We start from the raw sequence: 26,023 nt of genomic DNA, 5'->3' as shown, positions 1-26,023 counted from the left end.
CGGCGAAGCGGCGGATTTATTCCCGATCGTTGCGAGATCGAACCTCCGTGCGGGCGGCCGACGGCGCGATGCGCGACGCCCGCCGGATGACCCGTCAATGTCCTGTAAGTGACACGTCACATTTGCGTCACGGCCGCCCGATAGCCTCCCACTCCGAATCATCTCTCCGGAGCCCTTCATGGCGAACCTCGCGGCAACGGACACGGGCGGTGCGGTCGGTCGCCGCATGCGCACCTTGGGCCTCGTGCTGTCTTTTCCGATCATTGCCTGCGGCATCGTCCCTGTCGGCAGTCATCCCGGTGCCCGTCTCCGCCTCGTCAAGGAAGGCTCGGTGCTGCCGCTCGCACTGCACGGGCAGTCCTGATTCGCCCCGCGGCTGCGGCGCCGGCTGCGCGGCACGCGTCCGGACCCATCGATTTTTAATTCAACACAAGACACAAGACGCTACCGATGGATATCCGTTTCTTCGATCCGAATCGCACCGCCAACGCGTCCGCGTGGCGCGTGCTGCCCAACCGCTGGGACGCGGTCGCGTTTCCGCTGATCATCGGCATACTCGCGATGGCGATCGTCGGTTTTCACGAGACGATGGCGCCGATCGGCGTGCTGCAGACGCAGAAGATCTCGCTCGATCCGTCGAACCTCCCCGAATATGCGCTGCGCACCACGCTGCGGATGCTCGCCGCGATGGTCGCCTCGCTCGCGTTCACGCTCGTCTACGGCACGCTCGCCGCGAAAAGCCGCCGTGCGGGCATGGTGCTGATCCCGATCCTCGACATCCTGCAGTCGGTGCCGGTGCTCGGCTATATCTCGTTTACGGTCACGTTCTTCCTCGCGCTGTTTCCGGGGCGCGTGCTCGGCGCCGAACTGGCCGCGATCTTCGCGATCTTCACGAGCCAAGCGTGGAACATGACGTTCAGCTTCTACCAGTCGCTGCGCACGGTGCCGCGCGACCTGAGCGAAGTGTCGCGCGGTTTCCACCTGACGCCGTGGCAGCGCTTCTGGAAGCTCGAAGTGCCGTTCTCGATGCCGGGCCTGATCTGGAACATGATGATGTCGATGTCGGGCGGCTGGTTCTTCGTCGTCGCGTCGGAGGCGATCACCGTCGGCAACCAGACGATCACGCTGCCGGGCATCGGCGCGTATCTCGCGCAGGCGATCTCCGACAAGAATCTCGGCGCGGTCGGCTGGGTGATCGTCGCGATGTCGGTCGTGATCCTTGCCTACGACCAGTTCCTGTTCCGCCCGCTCGTCGCGTGGGCGGACAAGTTCCGGATGGAGAACACCGCGTCGGGCGATGCGCCGCAATCGTGGCTGCTCGACATGATGCGCCGCACGCACCTGATCCATCAGTTGCTCGTGCCGGCCGGCTGGCTGCTGTCGCAGGCCGCGCGGGTTCCGCTGCGCGTGCCGTCGCCGGGTACGCGCGCGCGCCGCGCATCGTCGCCTCGTTCGTCGCGCATCGGCGACATCGCGTGGGCCGCGTTCGTGATTGTGCTGACGGCGTACGTCGCGTGGCGCGTCGTCAGCTTCGTCGCGACCGGCGTGACGATGGCCGAGGTCGGCCACGTGCTCGTGCTCGGGCTCATCACGCTGCTGCGCGTGCTGGTGCTGATCGCGATCGCATCGGTGATCTGGGTGCCGCTCGGCGTGCTGATCGGATTGCGCCCTAAGCTGGCCGAGAAGATCCAGCCGCTCGCGCAGTTCCTTGCCGCGTTCCCGGCGAACCTGCTGTTTCCGGTGTTCGTGATCGTGATCGTCCACTTCCGCCTGAACGCGGACATCTGGCTGTCGCCGCTGATCGTGCTCGGCACGCAGTGGTACATCCTGTTCAACGTGATCGCCGGCGCGATGTCCTATCCGAACGATTACAAGGAAGCGACGAAGAATTTCCGCATCCGCGGCTGGCAGTGGTGGCGCCAGGCGATGCTGCCCGGCATCTTCCCGTACTACGTGACCGGCGCGATCACAGCGTCGGGCGGCGCGTGGAACGCGAGCATCGTGTCCGAGTTCGTGCAGTGGGGCGACACGAAGGTCGTCGCGCACGGCCTGGGCTCGTATATCGCGCAAACGACCGCCGCCGGCGATTTCCCGAAGATCATCCTCGGCATCGCCGTGATGTCCCTGTTCGTTACCTTGTTCAACCGCCTGCTGTGGCGTCCGATGTACGCCTATGCGGAATCCCGGCTCCGTCTCGATTGAGAGTAAGCGCGATGCAAAATTCGACCGTTATCAACGCCCCCGTCAAGACGTCCCAGCCGCTGCAGCCGCCGCGGCTCGGCGAAGAAATCCTGCGCGTCGAGCACGTGAACCGCGGCTTCAACAAGACCCAGGGCGAGCTGCTCGTGCTCGACGACGCGAACCTGTCGCTGCGCGAAGGCGAGATCGTCGGCCTGCTCGGCCGCTCGGGGTCGGGCAAGTCGACGCTGCTGCGCATCATCGCCGGGCTGATCGAGCCGACCGGCGGCGAGGTGACCTATCTCGGCAAGCCGCTGCGCGGCCCGGCCGAGGGCGTCGCGATGGTGTTCCAGACCTTCGCGCTGTTCCCGTGGCTCACCGTGCTGCAGAACGTGGAAGCCGGGCTGGAGGCACTCGGCGTCGGCGCGCGCGAGCGGCGCGAGCGTGCGTTGGCCGCGATCGACCTGATCGGTCTCGACGGTTTCGAGAACGCGTACCCGCGCGAGCTGTCGGGCGGGATGCGCCAGCGCGTCGGTTTCGCGCGCGCGCTCGTCGTCGATCCGACGATCCTGCTGATGGACGAGCCGTTCTCCGCACTCGACGTGCTGACGGCCGAGACGCTGCGTACCGACCTGCTCGATCTGTGGACGCAGGGCCGCATGCCGATCAAGTCGGTGCTGATCGTCACGCACAACATCGAGGAAGCGGTGTTCATGTGCGACCGGATCCTCGTGCTCTCGTCGAACCCGGGTCGCGTGATCGCCGAGATCAAGGTGCCGTTCAAGCACCCGCGCAATCGTCTCGACCCGGCGTTCCGCAAGCTCGTCGACGATATCTACGCGAAGATGACCGCGCGTCAGACCGGCGAGGCGACGAAGAAGGGGCTGGAGCTCGGTAGCTGGCTGCCGCAGGTGTCGACCAACCTGATGGCCGGCCTGATCGAGACGCTCGCGATGGCGCCGTACCACGGCCGCGCGGACATGCCGGAAATCGCGCGCACGCTGCACCTCGAGGTCGACGACCTGTTCCCGATCGCGGAAGTGCTGCAGTACCTCGGCTTCGCGGACGTGCGCGAAGGCGACGTGTTCCTGACGCCGCCGGGGCGCGTGTTCGCGGAATTCGGCACGCAGGAGCGCAAGCTGATGTTCGCGGATCATCTGCTGAAACATGTGCCGCTTGCTGCGCGGATTCGGAAGGTGCTGAACGAACGTCCGGGCCATCGCGCGCCGCGTGTGCGCTTCGAGCAGGAGCTCGAGGATTTCCTGTCCGACGAAGCCGCGGAGGAGACGCTCGATGCGGTGATCGACTGGGGGCGATACGGGGAGGTCTTTTCGTACAACGACAAGACGGAAGTGTTCAGTCTGGAGGATGTCGAGTCGTAAAGTCGGAAAGTAGATATGTAGGGCGCGACATTCCTCCGTCACCGATGTCGCGCCGACGTTGGGGCGTGACAATTTTCTACATTTCAAAATTCGGTTATTTATCAGATTGGTGGCTCGATATCGTTTGACATGTCGAGGATTTATAGGGGATTTTTAGGATATCATTCTGTATAAAATTCACTTGAATTTCGAGAAGATTTGTTTTCTCCTTTGATGGGCGGGACCCTCGTTGTATCAGCATGAAGATTTATCTTTCAAATTCGGTGGTTAGATTTTAATGATGGTTGTTGAAATCGTGGTTTGAGGTAATAAGAGATAGTAAAAAATAGAGGTATGATTAAAAGTAAATAAAAATTTATAAAATAAATAAGTGTTTTATATGATTCTGTAAAAATTCCGAATTGCCAGATCTGTGGCCGGTGCGTGTTCATTTTCGTGAACACATGCTTCACTGGCGAGAGCGTTGTGGCACTGCGGCCCTGAATGCGTGAATGGGAGACGTGCCGGTGTAAAACCTCTCGTTCAACGGCAACCATGCGAACCATCCAGGATGTACTGAAACACCCCAATTCGGTCGTCACCCAACCGCTGCATCTCGAGATCGCGGCGCTCGATGCGCCGGTCTCCGTTCTGTCATTCGTTCTGACCGAGGAAATGAATACGCGATTCCTCGCGGACATCATCGTGACTTCGCAGAACAAGCGGATCGACGGTGCGACGATTGTGGGCCAGCCGGCAGTCTTCACGATCGAGGAACACGCTTCCGTGCCCTCGATGGCGGCTGTGATCGATCCGCTTCGGCATGCCGCGCGTACCGTGCACGGCGTCGTAACGCAATGGACTCGCGTCAAAACGTCTCGCGACGAAGCGACCTACCAAGTCCATCTGAAGCCGCGTTTCTCGCTGCTTGAAGAGGTGCACGATTCGGCCGTATTGCTGGACAGGTCGTTTCGCGAGTTGCTGAGCGACATGATCGTCGATCGCGACTTGTTCCAATCCTTCGACGTCGAGTTCGAACTGGAAGGGCTCGACGGGAAGCTGGAACAAACCGTGATGTATGAGGAGACGGCCGCGAACTTTATCGATCGGCACTGCCGGCGCGCGGGAGTCTATTACTACTTCAAGCAGGCGAAGAAGGAGGACGGCCCGCAACGCGACACGCTGGTGTTCGGCAATACACCGCGCGGCTATATGCGAGCGCTTGAGGTACCGTTGATGCCGCATTCCGGTCTGACGAGTTGGCACGAGGCGATCTTGACGCTGGAAGTCACGCGCGCGCTGGTGCCGCAGACGGTGCGCGAATGGGATCGCAACTATCGCGTCCCCGACGATCCGCTGCAGGTCGAATCAATCGTGGCCTACGACGACCGCTCGGTATACGGGAGTGTGAACCGCAGCGTCGAGCATTTCCATTCGGTCGAGGAAGGGCAGGCGCTGGCTGACGCGCGGCGTGACGAACTTCTCACGCGGCAGATTCGGCTCACGGGCACGAGCAACGTCATCGGCATGACGCCTGGCATGGTGGTGCGGATTACCAATGACGAGGTGCACGAGGCGCCGCACGGGATGGTGATCACGAAGCTCGTCACGACCGGTAGCCGGAGCCAGTCGGCGGTCAACACCTTCGAAGCGATCCCCGCACATCAGACCTACCGGCCCGAATACGTTCCTGAAAAGCATTGGCGATGGATCGCCGGCATGCTGATCGGTGTGGTCGAGTCCGGCGATGACGAGCCGTACGCATGGATGGACGAATATGGCCGCTATCGCGTCAGGCTCCTGTTCACCCGGCACAGCGGCAAGCGCGGCACGAACAGCATGCCGTTGCGTGTGCTGCGTACGTCGGCGTCGTATCAGGGCGGCCTGCACATCCCCTTGCTGCCGCGGTCCGAAGTACGCGTCGTCGCGACCCAGGGAAATTGCGACCGCCTGCTGATCGCGGGGGCCCTGCATGACCATGCGCGTCGCGACCTCGTCCACGGCAAGGAAGGGTGGTACAGCCGCGCCGTATTCCGCTCGCCATTGCTCGGCAACAAGTTGCGCTTCGAGGATCTGAAAGACCACGAGGGCATCCGGTTGGCGACGGTATTCGGGCAGTCGTCGCTCAACATGGGCCATCTGGTCGACCGGGACAAGAACAAGCGCGGCCAGGGTTTCGAATTGACCACGCAGAACTGGGGCACGTTGCGCGCGCCGAAGGGGCTGTTCGTTTCGGCAGACGCAGCAGGTGGATCCGAGACGCCGCATCTCGACATGCCCGCCGCTATCGCGCAACTCAAGACAGCATTGCAGCGCGTAACGGACCTCGCGGCTGCGACGACGCAAGCCAAGGCCGACCCTGCGGACCGCGCGACGCAGACGGCGCTGCTCGAAGGCCTCGATCAGCTTCGCGACGCGGGGCTGCTTGCGAGTGCTCCCGGCGGCATCGCGTTCGTGACACCGAAATCACTGCAGCAATCGGCGGGCGAGAACGTGATCGTCACCGCAGGCCGGGACATGGACGTGAGCATCGTGAAGCGATTGCGCATGGTGGCGGGTGACCTGATCTCGCTGTGTGCGCACAAGCTCGGGCTGAATTTTGTCGCAGCGAAGGGCAAGGTCATGATGGCGGCGCTTACGGACGGGATGGACTTGTTCGCGAAGCAGCAGTTGCGCGTCGCGAGCCAAAGTGCCGACGTCCAAGTATCGGCCAAGTCGAAGATCACACTCAACAGCGGCGGAGCTTCGCTCGTAATCGAGAACGGCAACATGACATTTCACTGTCCCGGCGCCTTCACGATAAAGGCGGCGTCATTTTCGTTTCACGGGCCGAACAACGTCACGACACCATTGCCGTCGCTACCGCAGACCAACCTGAAGATTTCTGACCAGTACTCGTCGTCCTACTGAAGCCATGATCATCAGCCCTCCCTTCCTGCCCGTATCGGGCGCGACGTCTAGTGATGTGTCAAAGACGGACCCTATGATGGACGTCGTCGATCAGTTCGAGATTGGTCATCATGGGGTCTATCCCGTTGCTTTCGACCGGCGCTTTCACTGTGGCATTCATCTGGATCCGGGCGAGCAGCACGAACCGGTGCGGGCAATTGCTGATGGCGAGGTGGTCGCGTATCGCGTTTGCAAAAGCGCTCTGTCTGATGGTGCGAAAGATCCGACTGGACAACTGTCGCTGAACTCGAACGCGGGATTTGTCTTACTCAGACATAAGACCGATACAGGACATGGGCGAACGATCACATTCTACTCACTATATATGCATTTACTGGACATGACCGAACAGGAGCGGCTTGCTCCCCAGCCGACCAATCCGCCGGCGGAGGGATCGATGAATGCCCTGCCCAAATGGCTGCTCGATACGGCCGGCGGCAAAGACGGGGTCGTTCAGTTGGGCGACACAAAGAAGGTGTACCGCAAGGACATGCTCGGGTATGTCGGTCAGCATCAGGGGGTTCGGCATCTGCATTTTGAAGTTTTCATGTCGGATGCTGACTTTACAGCTTGGTTTGATCAGGACGGCCACAGGGTTCAACTGGGTGAAAAGGACCCTGTTCAGCCTGCGTCGAGCGACTACTGGGGACATTCCTATTTCGTTATTAAGGGTCCACAGGATTTTGTTGCGCAGCCGGCGGGTATGACGGACGACTGGTTTCCGCGACTGCCAGGCGGCTCAATTGGTGAGCAAGACATCCTGTATGTGGAAGCGTGGTTCAACAAGGGGCGGCGCTATACATGCGCGTGGATCGACCGTGGTAGCAGCGGCAACGTTATCCTGCTTACACAAGTTCCAGTTGCTGACCCGTACGACGGAGAAACGGAACAGTATGAATATGACCTATATGATCGAGCGGTAGCACTCTATTCAGAGTGTCCGAGCGATGGCTATGAAATGCTGCGCTTTGGGCGAATTCTTTCCAGGACGGCCGTGCCGGGAGATGCCCCTGCTACCTGGGTCGCAGTTCCGATCGACGAGAATGGGGCGCAAGGATATATCAACATCGCTTCCGACGCGATCATTAAATTGTCGGACGCTGACTTTCCGTTCTTCAAGGGTTGGCAAAAAGTTGACGAAGGCAATACGCCGTTTAATCAAGATGGGTTATGCGGATACGATGAGCTTTGCCGTCTGATCGGCGTTGCTGATCCACAGGCAACGTCCGGAATGATCCGGCCGCTCGAATACGACAATAACAACGACGATAATGCCAACCAGCTGCTTGCAGGCTACGTGAAAAATGCAGAGGGTGTACGCACAAAGCTCAGGGGGTTGGTGTTCAACGCGCGTAGCGAGTGGGATCCGTCGGACAACGACGATCGCTATAAAGGTCTGAATGAACCAGATGGATTTTTTGGCAAGCAGAACGATACCAATCCAGATGGCTATGACTTGTTTATTGAGTTTCTCGGTTGCTTTCAGTTTCTGGATGAGTTGCCGCATGAATTATCGCTAGCAGGCCAGAAGCTATGGTATTTCCATCCGCTTGAATTTATCCGGCATTTCAGGAAATGTGGATGGCTTGATAAGAGGGAGATGCTCCAGCTTATACCGGATCGCGTTATTAGAAAGCCCGGGTCACATAATTCCCCCTCTCAGGGAGTATGGGAGTCGCCAAATCCAGATTATGCTTCGTCTTTACTTGATAGATTTGGGCTGGGTTTGAACAATTCGATGAGGAAATTTAAGCTTGACACCCCCGATCGACAGGTTTGTTTTATGGCAAATGCCACACAAGAAACAGGGTGGTTCCGCTATCTTGCGGAAGGGAACCGAAATGATAGTGCAAAGATTTGCACAATGGTTGGTTTGGTCGAGGTTTTTTGCAGTTGACAAATCCTAATGGAAATATGGGTGGCGGAAATAATAACTATTATAAATACTTCAAATTCATTGGGCGAAACCCGCGCTTGCCGCCCGGGGAGCAGGAATTGGAATGGCGAAATGAGATTGCAAGAGATGTTTGGCATGCGAGTCATAGTGCAGGTGCTTATTGGGTTTGGTCCGGAAAATCAATGCCAACGGCGAAAAATCCGTCGCGACCACAGGTGGATAGTGCCAATAAATATGCGGACGAGATGAGTGTGAACGAAAGAAGGATAATTCGGACAAATTCTGGAGTTAAGGTGTGGTATTACAACCAGTCCTTTGCGAATTGTGCGGCAGCAGTGAACTATCCGGGTGCCACGGGCAAGAATCCACCAAACATGAATGGTCTAATAGATCGCTCGACGTCGTTCGCTAATGCACTAATGGTTTTGACTGATATTGCGATTTTCAAGGGTCCAAATCAGGAGGATCTAGCGTGGCCCGAGAACTTCACAAGACGGAAGTTGTCGTGAGAAATATACTTTTGATGTTGTCGGCTATTTTGTGGCTTGATGGGGCTGCGAGAGCTGAGTTGGCTTCTAATAGTCGTCCCAATTATCGAGATAATATATTTCTATTGGAGAGTCGATGTGGATATGTCATTGGTGAAAATATATCTTCAAAAACAGTTGGTTCAACTGTAAATGTAAATAATGGAATTATATCGTTTGTTTTTGATCTTGTGATGAAGCTGGATAAGGAGGCTATACGCGGGAAGCTATCGTTTAGTTGTTTTTTGGGTGGATCGGGTTCGAGTGTTGAGAATAAAACTACCGCAGTCGAAGAAATCGCTTTGGAAGATTCTGGTGGGCGATATGTGCGTAATATCGTATGGCAAAAGAAATATGAGGGAAAGGGGTGGGGTGGAACCGTTGCCTATGTTAATTCGGTATATGGCGATCGAGAAAGATTGACTGTTCCTGATTATTTTTTAATATGTCCTGGTGTAATATATTTTCCATGTTTTTCGTTTGAGGTTGTGGGGAGGAAGCTTGGCAAAAAGGAAAGCGATCGAATTCCTGCGGCGCTTGGCGGAATTGAAGTTGTTGCCTTGCGATCGACGGCTCCTGAAACAAACGAAGGGGATCGATAGATTTTAATTCGCCATTAATTTGTCCGTGAGCTTGGGCGCACGGTGTGCTGGGAATTCAGAAAATCCTTGCTCAACTAGATAACCAAAATATATGCAATCTCCCATTCGAAAAGGTGACAAGCTCGAGCATGGCGGCGAAGTCACCGGCGGCTCGCCATGGATGACGTTCATGGACAGGCCGCTTGCACGTAAAGGCGACGATGCGACCTGCGAGCTGCATGGTCCGACCGTGATTGACGAGGGCGCCGACAAATATCCCGATCGCGACGAGAAGTTGTTCGCACTGGACGGCCATCGCTGCGCATGTGGTTGTCGATTGATTTCGTCGCTACCAAACGTCCACTTTGAGTAATGCCGGTCGATCTTTTTTCCGCCGGACGCCCCAGCGCGTATCCGCCCAGGATGCGTTTCTGGCCGTGGGCATTAACTTGGTTCGTCTGTAATGTGTTCGGTCCGGTGGTTGTTTTGCTGGCGTGGCCGAAAGGCGAGCCTGCGAGCGGCCTTAGGTTTTGGGGCTTGATTATTGGGGTGCCGAACGGGCTGTTTCTGGTCCTGCTCGGCTTTGGCCGCGCTGGCTACGAGGGGCTGTGGTACCGCGCATACTGGCGCAACCATCATCGTGACCGCTGGCTTGCGGAGAAAATCGGGTTCGCGCAGCGACCGCTTTATGTACTCGGCGCAGGCTATTGCCTGCCTCTTGGTGGGACATCTCTGTCCGACGCTCTGATAGGGAAGCGCTCCATCATGAAGGTGCAAGCCCCGCGGCACGGCTCGGGAAAAGTTTTATGCAATCGCTTTGAGGACAACGACCCGCTACTGGACGACCCGTCCAATGACCCGCCACTGGACGCTTCATTCATGGCGGATGAAGAGGAAACCCCAACTGACAATGCTGCCGTACCGAAGAGTGCCAATCCAGTTGTGCAGATGATCCGCGTTGCGCTTGAGCCTCTCGCTGGAACCATGCAGGCATTAACTCGATACGAAAGGGCATATTGGCCCCAAGTACGCGTATTGACCGAGTCGGACGTCGCGAACATGCGTTTGACCCAGGTTCGCGCTGCGATGCATCTGGCGGCGCTTCCTCCCTTGGAAGTCCGGGCCGTCCCGGCTGCCGACGGGTTGTTTGTGGCCGATGTATGGCTTGATGCGCATGAATCCCGTCCGCTCCTCGTCATCGCTGCGACGTGGTACGACGATGATATCGATGAGGGCCTCGCCGAGGGATGCGTGGCTGTGTTGCTCGATGCCGGCCGTTTCGGGCTTCCGCAGGCGGTCAGCAGAAAGGCTGCGCTACATAGGCCAGTTGTAGGTGACTCCGCTGAACCAGAATATGGTTTCGCGAACGCCGCGATCTGGGGCAAAACCGATGCCGCGTCGGTGACACGCGCGTGGATAACGCGGCCGGTTGAAAACTGCGACCGCGCTTTGAACGCTGCTGGGTTTGTGGCCGCAGCCAAAGACGCTGCGCAGAGTCGGCTGGATCGTATGGTTGGCGACATGCGGGCAGCGAATGCTCTGCTGGCGATCGCTGCGGCGATCGAGTCCGGCGCCTGTGACGGACCGCAACTCGTCGTCGATGGCGCGCAGTCTGCCATCCTCCATGTCTTACCCCAAGACCAAACGGCTTCAACGCATGTCGATATCCAAAAATAATTTGCATAACGCGCAGCCTCAAGTGGCCTTAACCGACGAAGCTCCCAGCCGGGTCGCAATCTGGGGGTTGCCTCTTGCCGTGTTGGTTATTGCCGCTGCAGCGCTCGTGCTGGCTTGGTTCCAGGGCGAGCGCCTCGGTGTCCCCGATGGCACGCCTCGTACACTGGCATTGATCGGTATTCCGGTATTGCTGGTTGTCATCGTGATCATTCATCTGATTGCGATATCGACTGGCGCATATGCGGGCGCTGCCAAACTGTTTCGTTTGCAAACCAGCGAGAAAGAGGCTGCTTCAGCGACGGGACAGCTGCTCAAACGCGATGCCCGTCTGCAACGCCTGTTCGAGGAACTACGGATATCGCAGGGTCGGCGCTGGCGATACCGCTTACCGTGGCTGATGGTGACCGGTGCGGACACATTGCTCGATCAGGTCGCGCCGGGCCTGAAGCGCGCGGGCGCAATGCCGGTTGGCAACGCGGTCCTCGTACACGCAGCACCGGACGGCATCGACGCGGGCGTGTGGCGCCGGCAGATCCGTAAGCTGCGGAGCAGACGGCCCGTCGACGGCGTGGTGCACGTCACGCACGTGGACGATCGCGATATCGAATTGCCGCGCGTCCTCGCCGCGCTGGCCGCCGACATGGGCTGGGCCGCGCCTGTCACGTTGCTGCACGCCGTGCCCGCGCAGGGCGAACGACCCGAAACGTTCGAAGCGATCGGTGCATTTCCGCGGGCGGCATACAAAGGGGAGCAACCGACGCTGGTCCTGCGCGATCAGCTTGCCGCGATCGAGCGTGGTACGGCGGACGCGGGCGTGCAGCAATGTACAGCGCCCACGCGGGTCAGCTATCTAGCCGAAATCTCGCAATACATCGGGACACAGCTCGAACACATCGTTACCGGCTGGCAAGCGCTTCGTGCATCGCAGTGGCTGCGCACGCCGCTGGCTGGCGTGATGTTCGCCCCCGTATTCAAGGCGACAGCGGCGATGCCGACGCCGGTGCCGATCGCTGCGGACGCGAGCACAACGGTGATCAACATCCCGATCGAGGTCCCGCCGCAACCGGCTGCACTGCTACCCGCATGGGGCGCAATCGCCGGCCGGCAACGCATTGGCCGGCGGGTGGGATTCTACTGGCCGGATGCGCTGGCGATGGGCGTGACCGTTGCGGCGATAGCGTGGTGCACATGGATGACCGTATCGTTCATCGGCAATCAGCAACTCATGCGCGAAGCCGAGGCGACAGCGCGCGCGGCGGTCGATGCGCGGCCGCAAACAGCAGTTGCCTGGCGCGCGCAACTGGCGCTACAGCAGTTGATGGAAAAGCTCGAATACCGGCAGCAGCATGGCGCTCCGTGGTACCTGAGGGCCGGCTTGTCGCGCAATGACGATATCCTCGCCGGTCTTTGGCAACCGTACCGACTCGCCGCGACGCGCAACTTGCAGGCGCCGGCGGTGCAAACGATCGGGGACGTGTTGAAGGCGGCAGGTCAGACGCGCGCCGATAGCCTGCAATCGCAGGACACGCGAGGGAGTACCTACAACGCGCTCAAGACTTATCTGATGCTCGGCGAGCCATCGCGCGCCGACCCCGAATTTCTGAAGCGCATGCTCGCCGCCCTGTGGTCGCGCCCCGTGGAAATGCCGCTCGGCGAGCGCGACGATACTGGCAGGCGGCTTGCAGGCTTCTACGCCGATCACCTGAAAGCGCATCCCGAATGGCGGATTGCGACGGACGACCGCATCGTGACCTCGACCCGCAACATGCTGGTCACGCAAATGGGACTCGCGTCGGCGGACGACACGGTGTACCAACGTATCCTTGACGAAGTCAAAAACAAATACGCCGACGCGTCGCTCGGAACCCTGCTGAATGGCGCGGATGCGCACGGGATGTTCAAGGCATCACAGACCGTCCCGGGGATCTATACGCGTGCGGCATGGGACGGGATGGTCGCAGCGGCTATCGACAAGGCGTCGCATGAACGCCGGATCAGCAGTGACTGGGTGTTGTCGGGCTCGCAGGCTTCGCAGAGGGTTGGTAATACGCTCGCACAGGGTATGACCCAAACGCCGGCGATCGACGATGAGAAACGCGCAGCCGAGGAACTGAAGCAGCGATTGACGGCCCGGTATTTTAGCGAGTACACGGCTGCATGGCAGCGCATGCTCAATAGCCTGCAGTGGCAACCGACGTCCAACCTCGGTGGCGCGGTCGAACAGCTTTCTCGACTGGCGGACGCGCAGACGTCCCCGTTGATCGCACTGATGAAATCCGTGCAGTATCAGGCGCAAGCGGGGCGACCGTCGCAGGCGCTGGCCGCCACCCTGGTGAGAAAGGCGCAAAACCTGATCGGGGCTGACGAGCAGGCAGGGACGGCCGTCGTCAACCCGCTCGACAAGGCATTTGGTCCGCTGCTGGTGCTGATGGGCGACCCGGGCGCATCGTCTGCCGCGGAAAACGGGAAGCGTGCCACGCCAGCCGACATCGCGCTAAGCGGTGTCAGCTTGTCGCGCTACCTGACGGCGGTCACGACGATGCGACTGAAGCTGCAACAGATCGCGAGCAGTCCGGACGCTCAGGTAATGGCGCGTTCGCTCGCCCAGGCCGTGTTTCAAGGCAAATTGTCGGAATTGTCCCAGGCGCGCAACGACGCGGCGCTCACGGCCGCGAGCCTGGGTACGGCGTGGGCGGGCTTCGGCGATACGGTGTTTGCGCAGCCGCTCGAAGCCGCATGGCAGACGATCCTGCAACCGGCCGCAGCGAGCCTGAATGACGCATGGCGAGCCGGTGTTGCCGCACCGTTCAACGCAGCGATGAGCGGCCGCTATCCGTTCTTCGATACGCAGGCCGATGCGTCCTTCGCCGAAATCGGCCGCTATGTACGGCCCGATACCGGATTGATTTCGCGCTTCATCACGACGCAACTGGCCGGCGTGATGAAACTCGACGGTGACCGTTGGGCGCCCAGCGAACTTGCCCCGCAGGCGTTGCAGTTTGATCCGGCATTCCTGAGCGCTGTCCGGCAGTTGTCGACGGTTGGGGCGCAACTCTACTCGCAGGCCGATGCCGGGGAGAAATTCGACATGATGGCGCTGCCGACGCCGAACGTGGCTCGATCGGAACTGTCGGTCGACGGCATGCAGATCGTCTATTTCAATCAGCAGGAGCGCTGGACTCCACTGGCATGGCCCGGCAACGGCCTGAACGGGCACGCGAGGCTCACATGGCAGACGCTCGACGCAGGGCTGCGACAGGCATTTGATTCAGCCGGCGATTGGGCATTCCTGCGTCTGCTGAGCGAGGCCGAGATCAACCCGCTCGATGGCACGCGTTACCGGCTTACGTGGAACACGGAGCGCGGCGAGCCGTTGTCATACGTATTGCGTACGCGCATTGGAGCCGGGCCGATCGACTTGCTGAAACTGCGCGGATTCCGCATGCCGGATCGCATTTTCGTTGTCGGCAAGGCAGGCGCCGTGCCGACGATGCCGCTTCTGCCGCCGCTGCCATCGGATGTCCAGCCATGAGTGAAGACGAAAACAATCCGACGAAGCCTGCCGGGAGCGGTTTCAGCGCGGATGATGATCGATATCTGCGCTACTTCGATGCGGAGATGCGTTATCTGCGCGAGGCGGGGAGGGAATTCGCGAGGTCCCAGCCACAAGGCGCCCGCCGTGTGGGGATGACGATGCCTGGCGCGCGTCACGACAGTGTCGAGCAGACCTACGAGGGTTTTGCGTTCCTCGCGAGCCGGCTGCGGATGAAGCTCGACGACGCGGCGCCGGAAATCACCGATCCACTGCTCGATCATCTGTGGCCGCATACAGGCCGCACGATTCCGTCGCTGACCATCCTCGAATGCGTGCCGCGCAGCGGCGAGGCGCGGGTACTCGATACGTTACCGCCCGGGTTGCAGGTACGTTCGACACCGGTCGGACCGGACGGGACGATCTGCGTCTATCGAACGACTCGGGCGATACACTTGCTACCGCTCAACGTGCGCGAGGCGGGCGCGCGCATGCGCGAGGATGGCCGTACGGTAATCCGGCTCGCGTTCGATCTGCTGCACCGCGAGCAGCGATTGCTGGATGATCTGTCGCGTATCCGGCTATACCTGCATGGCGACCGGCCCACTGCATCGGCGCTGTACGCGGTTTTCACGCGCCAGGTGGAGTCGATCGGCGTACGCATGCCGCGCCTGCTCGACGGCCAGCTACAACCGCGCCCCGCGATGACGATCGAGGCAGCGGGCTTCGGCGCGCAGGCGCGACTGTGGCCGACCGACCTCGACGTACGCGACGTCGATCTCGACCGCGAGCAGACGATGCTCGAATATTTCGCGTTCCCCGAGAAGTTCCACTTCGTGGACTTGTGCGGTTTCGACGCGGCCAGCGTGCCACCGGGCGAAACCTGTCTTGAATTCGAGATCGTGATTCGAGACCGGATCCCCGGTGACGCCACGTTCGGTGCGGACAACATCCGGTTGTTCTGCACGCCGGTGATCAATCTGCTCGAACTGGACGCGCAGGCAATCCGCCCCAATGCGCATGATCGCGACTATCCGGTGCGCGCCCCGACCGCCGCGGGCGAGCACATCGAACCCTACGATGTATTGTCGGTGGTGGCGACCGATCCGCGCACCGCCAGGCAATACCCGTATCAATCGATCAAGGCATTTCGGCACCGCGGCGGGATGATGCGGCACGAGTCGCCGCATCGGTATTACCACGCGTCGATTCGGCAGGGCGTAACGGGCCAGCGCGAGATGGTCGTGACGTTGGGCGGGCATCCGTGGGAGGAACCGGGCAGCTTGCCTGACGGACACGTAACGGTCCGGGTGCTGGCAAACAATGGGCGCCTGCCGCGCATGGCGCTGCGTGAATCGATGGTTGCCACGCCTGTTTCGACCTTTAATGGTGTCGAGCGCGTGCGCAATTTGACGGCCCCGACGATGCCGCTGTATCCGCCGCGCGGCGGCGACTATGACTGGCGGGTGATTTCTCACTTCAATGGGGCCGGCACGACCGAGCTGAACATGATGGACGCGAATGTGCTGCGCGGCGCGCTGTCGCTGTACGACTGGACGCGAGCTGACGATAACCGGCGACGCATCGACGCGATTCGTCACGTTTGGCTCGATGAGGAAACGGAACGGGTGGGGGCGCGTGTCGACCGTATCGTGAATGTGAACGTGGGTATCGAGCCGTCGGGTTTTGCCGGGCCGGGTGACGTCGCGCTGTTCGGCGACGTACTCAGCCGCTTCGTCGGCCGCTATGCGTGCTTCCATTTTGTGGTGCGGCTCGTTCTGTATGAAGGCGTGGGCGGCCCGAGCCGACGCTATCCATGCACGATCAAGACGGGAGACTGGCTGTGACACCGCGAGCACATCCGATGATGCGAAGCATTCGATGGGCGGCTGCTACCGCGATGGCGGTCGCGTTGCTGTCTGGCTGCGGCATGTGGCAATCGACGAAAGAGGCGACCGCCGGCATGACCCGCGCGATTTTCATCACGAAGGTCAAGCAGATGAACCTCGTGATCGACAGCCGCGCCGCACTCAACGAAAACGAACAGGGACAATCGCTACCGGTCGTGATGCGCGTCTATCAGTTGAAGGACGCGAAGGTCTTCGAGAACGCAGCTTACGTCTCGCTGCTCGATGACGACAGTGCGTTACTGAGGGCCGATCTGCTCGACAGCATGGAGACCACGCTCGCGCCTGGTGCCGCGGTGACGCTGTCCGCGCCAATGGCAGCCGACGCGCAAGCCGTGGGCGTGGCGGCGTTCTTCCGCGATCAGCGCGGTGCCGAATGGCAACGGGTGATTCCGAAGTCGAAGTGGAAGGAGACGGATCCCGTCAAGTTGGTCGTGACGGGCAACCGGCTGGAGCTGGCACCCTGAACGAGGGAATGCGCTGGCGGCGGGCATGGTCGTTGACGTATGGGGTTTGCAGGTCGGGCTTCAAATTGCACACGCCACGAGGCCGAATGCTGACGCGCACGCCCGAATGGCCCACGCCATCACTCCGGCAAATCCCGCTGACTCACGTCCCACTCGATCCCGCCCGCATTGAGCTGTTCGATCTTTTCCATCCGCTGCCGCGCCAGTTCCGGCAGCCGGTTCGTCACGCCGATCACCAGCGCTTCGGCGAGCGCCAGCGCCGGCACGTTGGTCTGCAGCATCGCGAAAGGGCGGCCCTGGATCCGCAGCACGATCTCCGCGAACTCGCCGATCGGCGAGCGCCATTCGTCGGTGATCAGCACGATCCGCGCGCCGAGCCGGTGCGCGGCCTGCGCGAAGCGGATGCTGTCCTTCTGGTAGCGGCGAAAGTCGAAGATCACGAGCACGTCGTTGCGCCCCATGTCGGCCAGCGCGACGGACGCGAGATTCACGTTCGGCTCGACGGATTGCACATGCGGCCGTGCATAGGCGAGCGTGAACGAGAACAGCGACGCGAGCGGCGCCGTATAGCGCCCACCGCCGCAGAACACGCGCACGTCCGGATCGGCCAGCATCGCCACGGCTGCATCGAACGCGGCTGCGTCGAGCCCTTCGATCGTGGTCGCGAGCGATTCCGACAGCCGCTGGAAAATCGCCGCATGGCTGTCGCGCCTGCCCGTTTCCGAATGAAACGCATCCATCCGCGCGAGCGGCGAATTCATCGCGGTGTCGATCTCGTCGTGCAGCGCCTGCTGGAACGACGAATAGTTCGGGAAGCCGATCCGGACGACGAAGCGGAATACGGTCGGGTCGCTGACTTCCGCCTGCTTCGCAAACTGCGCGATCGGGCCCAGCCCGAGACTGGGGTAGCGATCCAGCAACGCCTGCGCGACCTTCTGTTCCGACGGCGTGAAGCTATCCATCTGGGATAACAGCAACGCCCTGATGCTTGTCCCCATCGGCACTCCGGCTCTCTATCTGAATGGATTGACCCAACGGCAGGCGGGAGCCTGCCGGCAACTGCACGCATGTTAGCCGATTGAAGATCGGCCACCCGCGTCTGGCTCGAAATTAGAGGGACGCATCACCCGACTCCCCAATACGTTCATATGTGTAATGAAACAGACATGCATCGGACCGTAAGTCGGCGTCCCTTGGTGATGAATTCGGTGATTGCCCTAGTTTTTGGCACAAAAAAGTGGGTGTTATGATCGCGGCCTCGCTGGAATGTATCATTCATTACATGCCGGATAGGCGGTGTCGATACGCCGTTGCGCACCGATGCATCCCGGCATGGCCCGGTTCATTCGTCTGGAGGATCCCGTCATGAGGCGGCTGGTAATACTCACCCTGTTGTCGGCGATGAGCGTGTGCGCGTTCGCCGCGTCGGACCCGGCAGTCGAAGCGAAGAACGGCATGGTCGTGTCGTCGCAGCACTTCGCGTCGCAGATCGGCGTCGACATCCTGAAGGCCGGCGGCAACGCGGTGGACGCGGCGGTGGCCGTCGGCTATGCGCAGGCCGTGACCAACTCGTGCTGCGGCAACATCGGCGGTGGCGGTTTCATGACGATCCACCTGGCCGACGGTCGCGACCGCTTCATCAATTTCCGCGAGACCGCGCCAGCCGCGGCCTCCGCGAACATGTATCTGGATGCGTCGGGCAACGTCATTCCGGACCAGAGCCTGTACGGTTATCGCGCGGTGGGCGTGCCGGGCACGGTGGCCGGCCTCGATCTCGCGCAGCGCAAGTACGGGAAGCTGACGCGCAAGCAGGTGATGGCGCCGGCGATCCGGCTCGCGCGCGACGGCTTCGTGCTGACGCGCGGCGATACGGACATCCTCGACACGACGGTCGAGCGCTTCAGGAAGGATCCGGAAGCGGCGCGCATCTTCCTGCGCCCGGACGGCACCGCGTTGCAGCCGGGCGACCGCCTGGTGCAGAAGGATCTGGCCCGCACGCTCGAGCGCATCGCGGAGCAGGGGCCCGACGCGTTCTATCACGGCGAAATCCCGAAGATCGTCGAGGCGGCGTCCAAGCGCGGCGGCGGCGTGATCACGGCGGCCGATTTCGCGTCCTATCGCGCGCAGGACATGGCGCCGCTGACCTGCACGTATCGCGGCTACGAGTTCGTGTCGGCGCCGCCGCCGAGTTCGGGCGGCGTGACGATGTGCGAGACGCTGAACATCCTCGAAGGGTATGACCTGCGCAAGCTCGGCTACCACTCGGCCGCGGCGGTCCACTACATGACCGAAGCGATGCGCCACGCGTACGAAGACCGCAACACGCTGCTCGGCGATCCGGATTTCATCGACAACCCGATCGCGAAGCTGACGAGCAAGGAATACGCGGCGCAGATCCGCAAGAGCATCCATGCCGATACGGCGACGCCGTCGGTCGACGTGCAGCCCGGTGTCGGCGTGCACGAGAAGCCGGAAACGACGCATTACTCGATCGTCGACCACGACGGCAACGCGGTGTCGACGACCTATACGGTCAACGGCCGCTTCGGCGCCGTGGTCATCGCGCCGGGCACGGGTTTCTTCCTGAACGACGAGATGGACGACTTCACCGTGAAGGTCGGCGCGCAGAACCTGTTCGGCCTCGTGCAGGGCACGCGCAACTCGATCGCGCCGGGCAAGCGTCCGCTGTCGTCGATGGCGCCGACCATCGTGAAGAAGGACGGCAAGGTGTTCATGGTGGTCGGTTCGCCGGGGGGGCTCGCGCATCATCACGATCACGCTGCAGACCGTGCTGAACGTGATCGACTACGGGATGACGCCGCAGGACGCGGTCGCCGCGCCGCGTATCCATCACCAGTGGCTGCCCGACGCGGTCTATTACGAAACCTACGGCCTGTCGCCCGACACGCTCGCGATCCTGCGCAACATGGGCTACAAGATGGTCGAGCAGACGCCGTGGGGCGCCGCCGAGTTGATCATGGTCGGCCTGCCGGGCACCGAAGCGGCGAGCCGCCAGAGTTCCGGGAACGATTCGTCCGTGTCCGGCAACGTGCGCGTGGGCTTCATCTACGGCTACAACGACCCGCGCCGTCCGGCGGGCGCCGCGATCGGCTACTGACCGATCGTTTCATGCCGAATCGCTGCCGCCGGCATTCGCGTCGCCGCGAATGCCGGTGCGGCGGCGTGTCCGTCGGCGGACATTCGCCAGCGTGAGCGGCACGCGCGCCTCTTTTCCGCCAACTCCATCGCCATGCGGCGAATTCCCTCATGAACGAACGAATGTCCGCGGCAGGCTGGATCCTGCTCGCGATGGCAGCCGGCATCCTGGTCGGCTACCTGATCTATACGCAGCTTCCGGACAAGCAGTCCGCCGCGGAAATCGCCGGCTACATTTCGCTCGTGTCCGACGTGTTCCTGCGGCTGATCAAGATGGTGATCGGCCCGCTGGCGTTCTCGACGCTGGTCGTCGGCATCGCGCACATGGGCGATGCGTCGTCGGTCGGGCGCGTGTTCGTGAAGGCGCTCGGCTGGTTCGTCACCGCGTCGCTGGTCTCGCTGCTGCTCGGCTTGCTGATGGCGAACCTGCTGCGGCCCGGCGAGAACCTCGGCCTGCCGCTGCCGGAAATCGGTGCGTCCGCGCATCTGGCGACGTCCAAATTCACGCTGAAGGATTTCGTCGGCCACATGGTGCCGAATTCGATCGCCGAGGCGATGGCGAACAACGAGATCCTGCAGATCGTCGTGTTCTCGATGTTCTTCGGCGTCGCGCTGGCCGCACTCGGCGAGCGCGGCAAGATCCTCGTCGCCGCGATCGACCAGCTCGCGCACGTGATGCTGAAGATCACCGGCTACGTGATGAAGCTCGCGCCGCTCGCGGTGATGGCGGCGATGGCGTCGACCGTCGCGGTCAACGGCTTGTCGATCCTGCTGAAGTTCGCGGTGTTCATGGGCGACTTCTACGTGAGCCTCGTGCTGCTGTGGGCCACGCTCGTCGCGGCCGGGCTGCTGTTCCTCGGCCGCCGCGTGTTCAAGCTGCTCGTGCTGATCAAGGAAGCGTTCATGCTGTCGTTCGCGACCGCGAGCTCGGAAGCCGCGTATCCGAAGATCCTCGACGCGCTCGACCGTTTCGGCGTGCGCCGCAAGATCTCGAGCTTCGTGATGCCGATGGGCTATTCGTTCAACCTCGACGGCTCGATGATGTACTGCACGTTCGCGTCGCTGTTCATCGCGCAGGCGTACAACATCCACCTGTCGCTCGGCACGCAGGTCACGATGCTGCTGATCCTGATGCTGACGTCGAAAGGGATGGCCGGCGTGCCGCGTGCGTCGCTCGTCGTGATCGCGGCGACGCTGCACCAGTTCGACATTCCGGAGGCCGGGCTGCTGCTGATTCTCGGCGTCGACACGTTCCTCGACATGGGCCGCTCGGCCACGAACGCGGTGGGCAACTCGATCGCGAGCGCGGTGGTCGCGAAGTGGGAAGGCGAGCTGATGTCGGAGTCCGAAGCGAATGCACATGCCGCGCATCTCGATGCCGAACTCGAACGACAGAACAACGCGCCGGCCTATGGCGCCGGTCAGGCCACGTCGACCTGACGCTCAGGCCGCCAATGCGTCGTCGATGCACGCCGCAAGCACCATCGCGGCGGCATTGCCCGGCGCCGAACCAAGCAGTTGCGGCGCATAGACGCTGTCGCCCGCCTTGATCGATCGCCCCGACAGCGCGCACACGCCGCGCTTGCGCGTCGTGAACAGGCGCCACTTCTGGTAGCCGTAGTGTCCGGTGCAGGCGTCGCACCACGAAATCATCACGGTGTCGGCCGTGGGCCGTTCGAGCACGCTGATGGTCGGCTTGCTCGTCGCGTCCCACGACGGCAGCCGGTCGCGCGTGACGCTGCGCCGCCGCGGCCCGCTCCACGAGACGGACGGCATGTCGAAGCTGCCGATGGCGGCGACGGTCATGAGCCAGGGCGCTGCACGGTTGTTCATGTCTCAGTTCCTCGAAACGTTACGCGGTGCCGCGACGCGGGGCATCACGACAGGCGGATGCGCGGCTGCACCCAGCCGTTGATCCGTTCGGCGATCCATAGCAGGGTCGCCTTGGAGAAGCCGTGCAGCGCCTGCTGGTGCCGCCGGTAGAGCATCAGGTGGCTGAACTGCGCGAAGCGCCCCTGGATGAAGCCGCCGCGGAAGAACCCGAACTGCCCGAGCGTGCCGAACGCGTCGTAATCGCTGATCGACACCAGCGCGCCGAAATCGTGGAACGCGAACGGCGGAATCGGCGTGCCGTCGAGCCACGCGGGCAGGTGCCTCGCGAGATGCTCGGCCTGCTGCGTCGCGACCTGCGCGGTCGGTGGCAGCGGCCGTTCCTGACCGTCGAGCTGCAGGCTCGCGCAATCGCCGATCGCGAACACGTGTTCGTCGCCGGTCGCCTGCAGCGTCGGGCCGACGACGATCTGGTTCGCGCGGTTCGTGTCGAGCCCGCCCAGCGCCTGCATGAAATCGGGCGCCTTCACGCCGGCCGCCCACACCATCAGGTCCGCTTCGGCGAACGAGCCGTCGCCGTAGTGGAAACCGTTCGCGTCGGCCGACGTGACACGCGTCGACGTCAGCACGCGAAAGCCGATCTGTTCGAGCCGCCGCTGGGCCGACGCGGAAATCCGCGGCGGAAACGCGTTGAGGATGCGCGGGCCGCTTTCGAGCAGCGTGAGCTGCAGCCGCTCGCGCACCGTTTCGTCACCGTACGCCTGCGCCACTTCCAGCAAACGGCTGAGCTCCGCCGCGAGTTCCACGCCCGTCGCGCCGGCGCCGACGATCGCGACGCGAAACGGCTCGTCGCGCGCGATGCTGCGGAACACGCGCATTCGCAATGCCTCGTTGAAGGTCTCCGCCTGCTGCTGGCTGTCGATGAAGTAGCAGTGCTCGCGCACGCCCGGCACGCCGAAATCGTTGGCCTGGCTGCCGAGCGCGAGGATCAGCACGTCGTAGTCGAGTTCGCGTGCGTCGATCACCACGTCGCCGTCCTGCGAGCGGATTTCGCCGAGTTGCACGCGGCGGCGCGCGCGATCGAGCCCTTTCAGTTCGCCGGGCTGGTACGTGTAGCCGTGGTCGCGGGCATGAGCGAGAAAGATCACCTGTTGCTGCTGGACGTCGCGCGTGCCGGCCGCGATCGTGTGCAGCATCGGCTTCCAGATGTGCGTCGGACTGCGGTCGACGACCGTGATCTGCGCCCGCCCGGGCCGGCCGAGACGCTCGCCCAGACGGGTCGCGAGTTGCAGTCCGGCGATTCCGCCGCCGACGATGACAATGCGTTTAGGGGTTGTCATTCATAAATCATCAGGTGATGAATAAGGTATGATCGTAGCGCTTCTCGGCTCCGCGTGTCAACGGAGCGGGGCAGGCCACCCGATCGCGGGCCGGGAAACCGGCGCCGGACCGGGGCATTCGAATCGTTCAAGGAGCAGGAAAAACGTGGCAGAAGTCACTGAGCGCGCGCCGTCGAAGCGGCGTACGCGCGGACGGCCGTTGGCGGATGCGTCCGTCGGCCCGGACGTGATATTGCGGGCCGCGCGCCGCACGTTCGCGAAGCGCGGCTACGACGCGACGAGCGTGCGCGAAGTCGCGCGCGAGCTGGGCATCGATGCGGCGCTGATCGCCCATCACTTCGGTGCGAAGGAAACGTTGTGGCTGGCGGTCGTCGAGCAGATCGTCGAGCTGGTCGAACCGATGTTCGACGCGTTGCGCGCGTTGCGCGCGTCGCCGCTGCCGCATCGCGACCGCGTGCGGCGCGCGCTCGAGCTGTGCGTCGATCACGAATTCGCGGAGCCGGATATCGGCATGTTCTTCTTGACCACGGCGACCGAGGAGGGCGGGCGGCTCGATCGGCTGCAGGAGCGGATCGTGCGCCCGTATCACGATGCGATGTTTCCGCTGATCGCGGACGCGGTCGAGGCCGGCGCGATCCGTCCGGTCGATCCGAACGTGCTGTTCTTCATGATCGCGAGCGCGATCGGCACGACAGTGTCGTACAGCCACATGATGCTGGAGTTCACGTCGCTGCCGACGCGGCCGGAGGCGTTTCGCGAGGCGGTGCTCGCCGTCGCGTTCAGCTTCCTCGGCGACTGAGACCGAGCGCCGCGCGCGCGATGCGTGCGTCGCGACGCGCAAGCGGCCGGCGCGTCATTCGGAATCGAGCGGCGGCTTGTCGCCGAGCCAGCGCCGCGCGCCGGGCCCGTTGCGGCCCGCGCGGTCTTCCGGGTTGGTCAGCTTGCAGCGTTTCAGCGACAGGCAGCCGCAGCCGATACATTCGTCGAGGTTGATGTAGAGCCGCTGGAGTTCCTCGATCCGGCTCGCGACGCGCTGCTTCCAGCCGCGCGACAGCCGCTGCCAGTCCTTGTTGGTCGGCGCGGTGTCCTCGGGCAGGCTGACGAGCTGCTCGGCGATTTCATCGAGCGAATAGCCGATCTTCTGCGCGAACACGATGAACGCGATCAGCCGCAGCACCGTGCGCGAATAGTGGCGATGGCTCGAACCGTTGCGGTGCGACTTGATCAACCCGCGCGTCTCGTAGAAACGCAGCGTGGACGCGGGCACGCCGCTGCGCGCGGCCACTTCGCGGATCGACATCAGCGGCCATTGCGGGGTTTCCTGGATACCCATGACACCCTCCGGGAAAGCTTGACTTGAAGTTAACTTCAACTTTTATGCTACGCGGCAGTTTAACCCGTCGCGAGGCATCATGCTCTCCTTTTCCCTCCGCAGGACGCCGCCGTTGGGCGCCGCCTGCGCCCTGCTGCTGGCGTTGTCGGGTTGTCACGACGGCCAAGGCGCATCGTCGGCCCATCCCCTTCCCGAAGTCGGCGTCGCCACCGTCGCGCCGCGTACCGTCCGCCTCGCGGACGAATTCAACGGACGCGTCGAAGCGGTCGACGCGGTCGAACTGCGGCCGCGCGTGAGCGGCTATCTGCAGCGTGTCGCGTACAAGGAGGGCGACGTGGTCGCGCAGGGCGCGCTGCTGTTCGAGATCGACCCGCGCCCGTACCGGATCGCGCTCGACCGCGCGAAGGCGCAGCAGCAGCGCGCCCGTGCGGCGGCAAGCCTCGCGAACGTGCAGCTCAAGCGCGTGCAGACGCTGATCGATGCGCATGCGACGTCGCAGGAAGAACTCGACAATGCGCGCGCCACCGCCGAGCAGGCGCGCGCGGACCTGCAGGCGGCCGACGCGGCCGTTGCCGATGCGAAGCTCAATCTCGGTTTCACCGAAGTGCGCGCGCCGATCGCGGGCCGCGTCGGCCGCGCGGTCGCGACCGTCGGCAACCTCGCGCGCGCGGACGATACGCTGCTGACGATCGTCGTGGCGCAGGATCCGGTCTACGTGTATTTCGATTGCGACGAGCAGAGTTACCTGCGCTACAACGCGCGGCGCGCCGATCCGAAACATCGTGCGATCGGCGCCGATCCGGTGCGCATCGGCCTCGCGAACGAGACGGGCTTCCCGCATGCGGGCACCGTCGATTTCCTCGACAACCGGCTCGACTCGCAAACCGGCACGATCCGCGCCCGGGTGCGGCTGCCGAACGCGGACCATACGTTCACGCCGGGCCTGTATGCGCGCGTGCAACTGGTCAGCGGCCGCGACCAGGACGCATTGCTGGTGGACGACAAGGCCGTGCTGACCGACCAGGATCGCAAGTACGTGTACGTGATCGGGCCCGGCGACAAGGCGCTGCGCCGCGACGTGACGATCGGCCGCGAACTCGACGGCGAGCGGATCGTCGAGAAGGGGTTGCAGGCGGGCGATCGCGTGGTGGTCGACGGTGTGCAGCGCATCTACTATCCGGGCGCGCAGGTGAAGCCGAAGGCGCTGCCCGCGCGCGCGGCGGCGGACCCCGGCGCCGGCACGCAGGCCGTGGCCGATGCCGGCGCGCCTGCCGCGCAATGACGGGAG

18 protein-coding genes and 1 pseudogene are annotated in these 26,023 nt (G+C 62.3%); 15 read left to right on the top strand and 4 right to left on the bottom strand.

Annotated features, from left to right (window positions below; genetic code table 11):
- Positions 1 to 178 precede the first annotated feature (178 nt).
- From CFB89_RS24675 to tssJ, 11 genes are all read left to right on the top strand, one after another.
- Positions 179 to 364: a phosphate transporter gene (locus CFB89_RS24675; RefSeq protein WP_089470149.1), complete on the top strand. Its 186-nt coding sequence runs from the start codon at positions 179 to 181 to the stop codon at positions 362 to 364.
- A gap of 86 nt (positions 365 to 450) precedes the next feature.
- A complete protein-coding gene (locus CFB89_RS24670) occupies positions 451 to 2,202 on the top strand; it encodes an ABC transporter permease subunit (RefSeq protein ID WP_089470148.1) in 1,752 nt (583 codons plus the stop codon).
- An 11-nt stretch (positions 2,203 to 2,213) separates the two neighbouring features.
- A complete protein-coding gene (locus tag CFB89_RS24665; protein ID WP_089470147.1) occupies positions 2,214 to 3,560 on the top strand; it encodes an AAA-associated domain-containing protein in 1,347 nt (448 codons plus the stop codon).
- A gap of 534 nt (positions 3,561 to 4,094) precedes the next feature.
- Positions 4,095 to 6,449 (top strand): type VI secretion system Vgr family protein, encoded by a 2,355-nt coding sequence (locus CFB89_RS24660; RefSeq protein ID WP_089470146.1) that lies wholly within the window; start codon positions 4,095 to 4,097, stop codon positions 6,447 to 6,449.
- A gap of 76 nt (positions 6,450 to 6,525) precedes the next feature.
- Positions 6,526 to 8,385, top strand: coding sequence for a hypothetical protein (locus CFB89_RS24655; RefSeq protein ID WP_256979755.1), 1,860 nt, complete (start codon positions 6,526 to 6,528; stop codon positions 8,383 to 8,385).
- Positions 8,386 to 8,857: 472 nt separating this feature from the next.
- Positions 8,858 to 9,514, top strand: coding sequence for a hypothetical protein (locus tag CFB89_RS34490; RefSeq protein WP_144030160.1), 657 nt, complete (start codon positions 8,858 to 8,860; stop codon positions 9,512 to 9,514).
- A 91-nt stretch (positions 9,515 to 9,605) separates the two neighbouring features.
- On the top strand, positions 9,606 to 9,866 hold the full coding sequence (locus CFB89_RS24650) for a PAAR domain-containing protein (RefSeq protein ID WP_089470145.1): 261 nt from the start codon (positions 9,606 to 9,608) through the stop codon (positions 9,864 to 9,866).
- Positions 9,866 to 11,170, top strand: a complete 1,305-nt coding sequence (locus CFB89_RS24645) for a hypothetical protein (protein ID WP_179233526.1) — start codon at positions 9,866 to 9,868, stop codon at positions 11,168 to 11,170. Before CFB89_RS24650 ends, CFB89_RS24645 begins: the two co-directional genes overlap by 1 nt.
- Positions 11,118 to 14,702 carry an ImcF-related family protein gene (locus CFB89_RS24640; RefSeq protein WP_256979754.1) on the top strand — a complete coding sequence of 1,195 codons (3,585 nt, stop codon included), beginning with the start codon at positions 11,118 to 11,120 and terminating at the stop codon, positions 14,700 to 14,702. The genes CFB89_RS24645 and CFB89_RS24640 overlap by 53 nt, the downstream gene beginning before the upstream one ends.
- Positions 14,699 to 16,549 (top strand): type VI secretion system baseplate subunit TssF, encoded by a 1,851-nt coding sequence (tssF, locus tag CFB89_RS24635; RefSeq protein ID WP_089470143.1) that lies wholly within the window; start codon positions 14,699 to 14,701, stop codon positions 16,547 to 16,549. The genes CFB89_RS24640 and tssF overlap by 4 nt, the downstream gene beginning before the upstream one ends.
- A gap of 17 nt (positions 16,550 to 16,566) precedes the next feature.
- Positions 16,567 to 17,076 carry a type VI secretion system lipoprotein TssJ gene (gene tssJ / locus CFB89_RS24630; protein WP_089470142.1) on the top strand — a complete coding sequence of 170 codons (510 nt, stop codon included), beginning with the start codon at positions 16,567 to 16,569 and terminating at the stop codon, positions 17,074 to 17,076.
- 119 nt (positions 17,077 to 17,195) lie between these two features.
- Here the strand turns inward: tssJ and CFB89_RS24625 are convergent, their stop codons facing one another.
- Positions 17,196 to 18,074 carry a MurR/RpiR family transcriptional regulator gene (locus tag CFB89_RS24625; RefSeq protein WP_089470141.1) on the bottom strand — a complete coding sequence of 293 codons (879 nt, stop codon included), beginning with the start codon at positions 18,072 to 18,074 and terminating at the stop codon, positions 17,196 to 17,198.
- A gap of 367 nt (positions 18,075 to 18,441) precedes the next feature.
- On the opposite strand from CFB89_RS24625, the pseudogene ggt reads away from it, so the two are divergent.
- Together ggt and CFB89_RS24615 are read left to right on the top strand one after the other, a co-directional pair.
- A pseudogene (gene ggt / locus CFB89_RS24620) lies at positions 18,442 to 20,194 on the top strand (gamma-glutamyltransferase).
- 149 nt (positions 20,195 to 20,343) lie between these two features.
- Entirely contained in the window at positions 20,344 to 21,672 is a 1,329-nt protein-coding gene (locus CFB89_RS24615) for a dicarboxylate/amino acid:cation symporter (protein WP_089470140.1), read from the top strand.
- Positions 21,673 to 21,675: 3 nt separating this feature from the next.
- On the opposite strand, the gene CFB89_RS24610 is transcribed toward CFB89_RS24615, so the two are convergent.
- Positions 21,676 to 22,065 carry a DUF3331 domain-containing protein gene (locus CFB89_RS24610; protein ID WP_089470139.1) on the bottom strand — a complete coding sequence of 130 codons (390 nt, stop codon included), beginning with the start codon at positions 22,063 to 22,065 and terminating at the stop codon, positions 21,676 to 21,678.
- Between the two features lie 44 nt (positions 22,066 to 22,109).
- Positions 22,110 to 23,402, bottom strand: a complete 1,293-nt coding sequence (locus tag CFB89_RS24605) for an NAD(P)/FAD-dependent oxidoreductase (RefSeq protein ID WP_089470138.1) — start codon at positions 23,400 to 23,402, stop codon at positions 22,110 to 22,112.
- A 145-nt stretch (positions 23,403 to 23,547) separates the two neighbouring features.
- Here CFB89_RS24605 and CFB89_RS24600 point away from each other — a divergent pair, with 145 nt between their 5' ends.
- Positions 23,548 to 24,201, top strand: a complete 654-nt coding sequence (locus CFB89_RS24600; protein ID WP_089470137.1) for a TetR/AcrR family transcriptional regulator — start codon at positions 23,548 to 23,550, stop codon at positions 24,199 to 24,201.
- Positions 24,202 to 24,255: 54 nt separating this feature from the next.
- Here CFB89_RS24600 and soxR read toward each other — a convergent pair whose 3' ends face one another.
- Complete coding sequence (gene soxR, locus CFB89_RS24595) at positions 24,256 to 24,735, bottom strand: redox-sensitive transcriptional activator SoxR (protein WP_089470136.1); 480 nt, start codon at positions 24,733 to 24,735, stop codon at positions 24,256 to 24,258.
- A 79-nt stretch (positions 24,736 to 24,814) separates the two neighbouring features.
- On the opposite strand from soxR, the gene CFB89_RS24590 reads away from it, so the two are divergent.
- Positions 24,815 to 26,017, top strand: coding sequence for an efflux RND transporter periplasmic adaptor subunit (locus tag CFB89_RS24590; protein ID WP_089470135.1), 1,203 nt, complete (start codon positions 24,815 to 24,817; stop codon positions 26,015 to 26,017).
- The last annotated feature ends 6 nt before the right edge of the window (positions 26,018 to 26,023 follow it).

The organism is Burkholderia sp. AU16741 (assembly GCF_002223345.1).
Taxonomy (GTDB): domain Bacteria; phylum Pseudomonadota; class Gammaproteobacteria; order Burkholderiales; family Burkholderiaceae; genus Burkholderia; species Burkholderia sola.
This window is presented reverse-complemented; position numbering and strand designations above follow the sequence as displayed.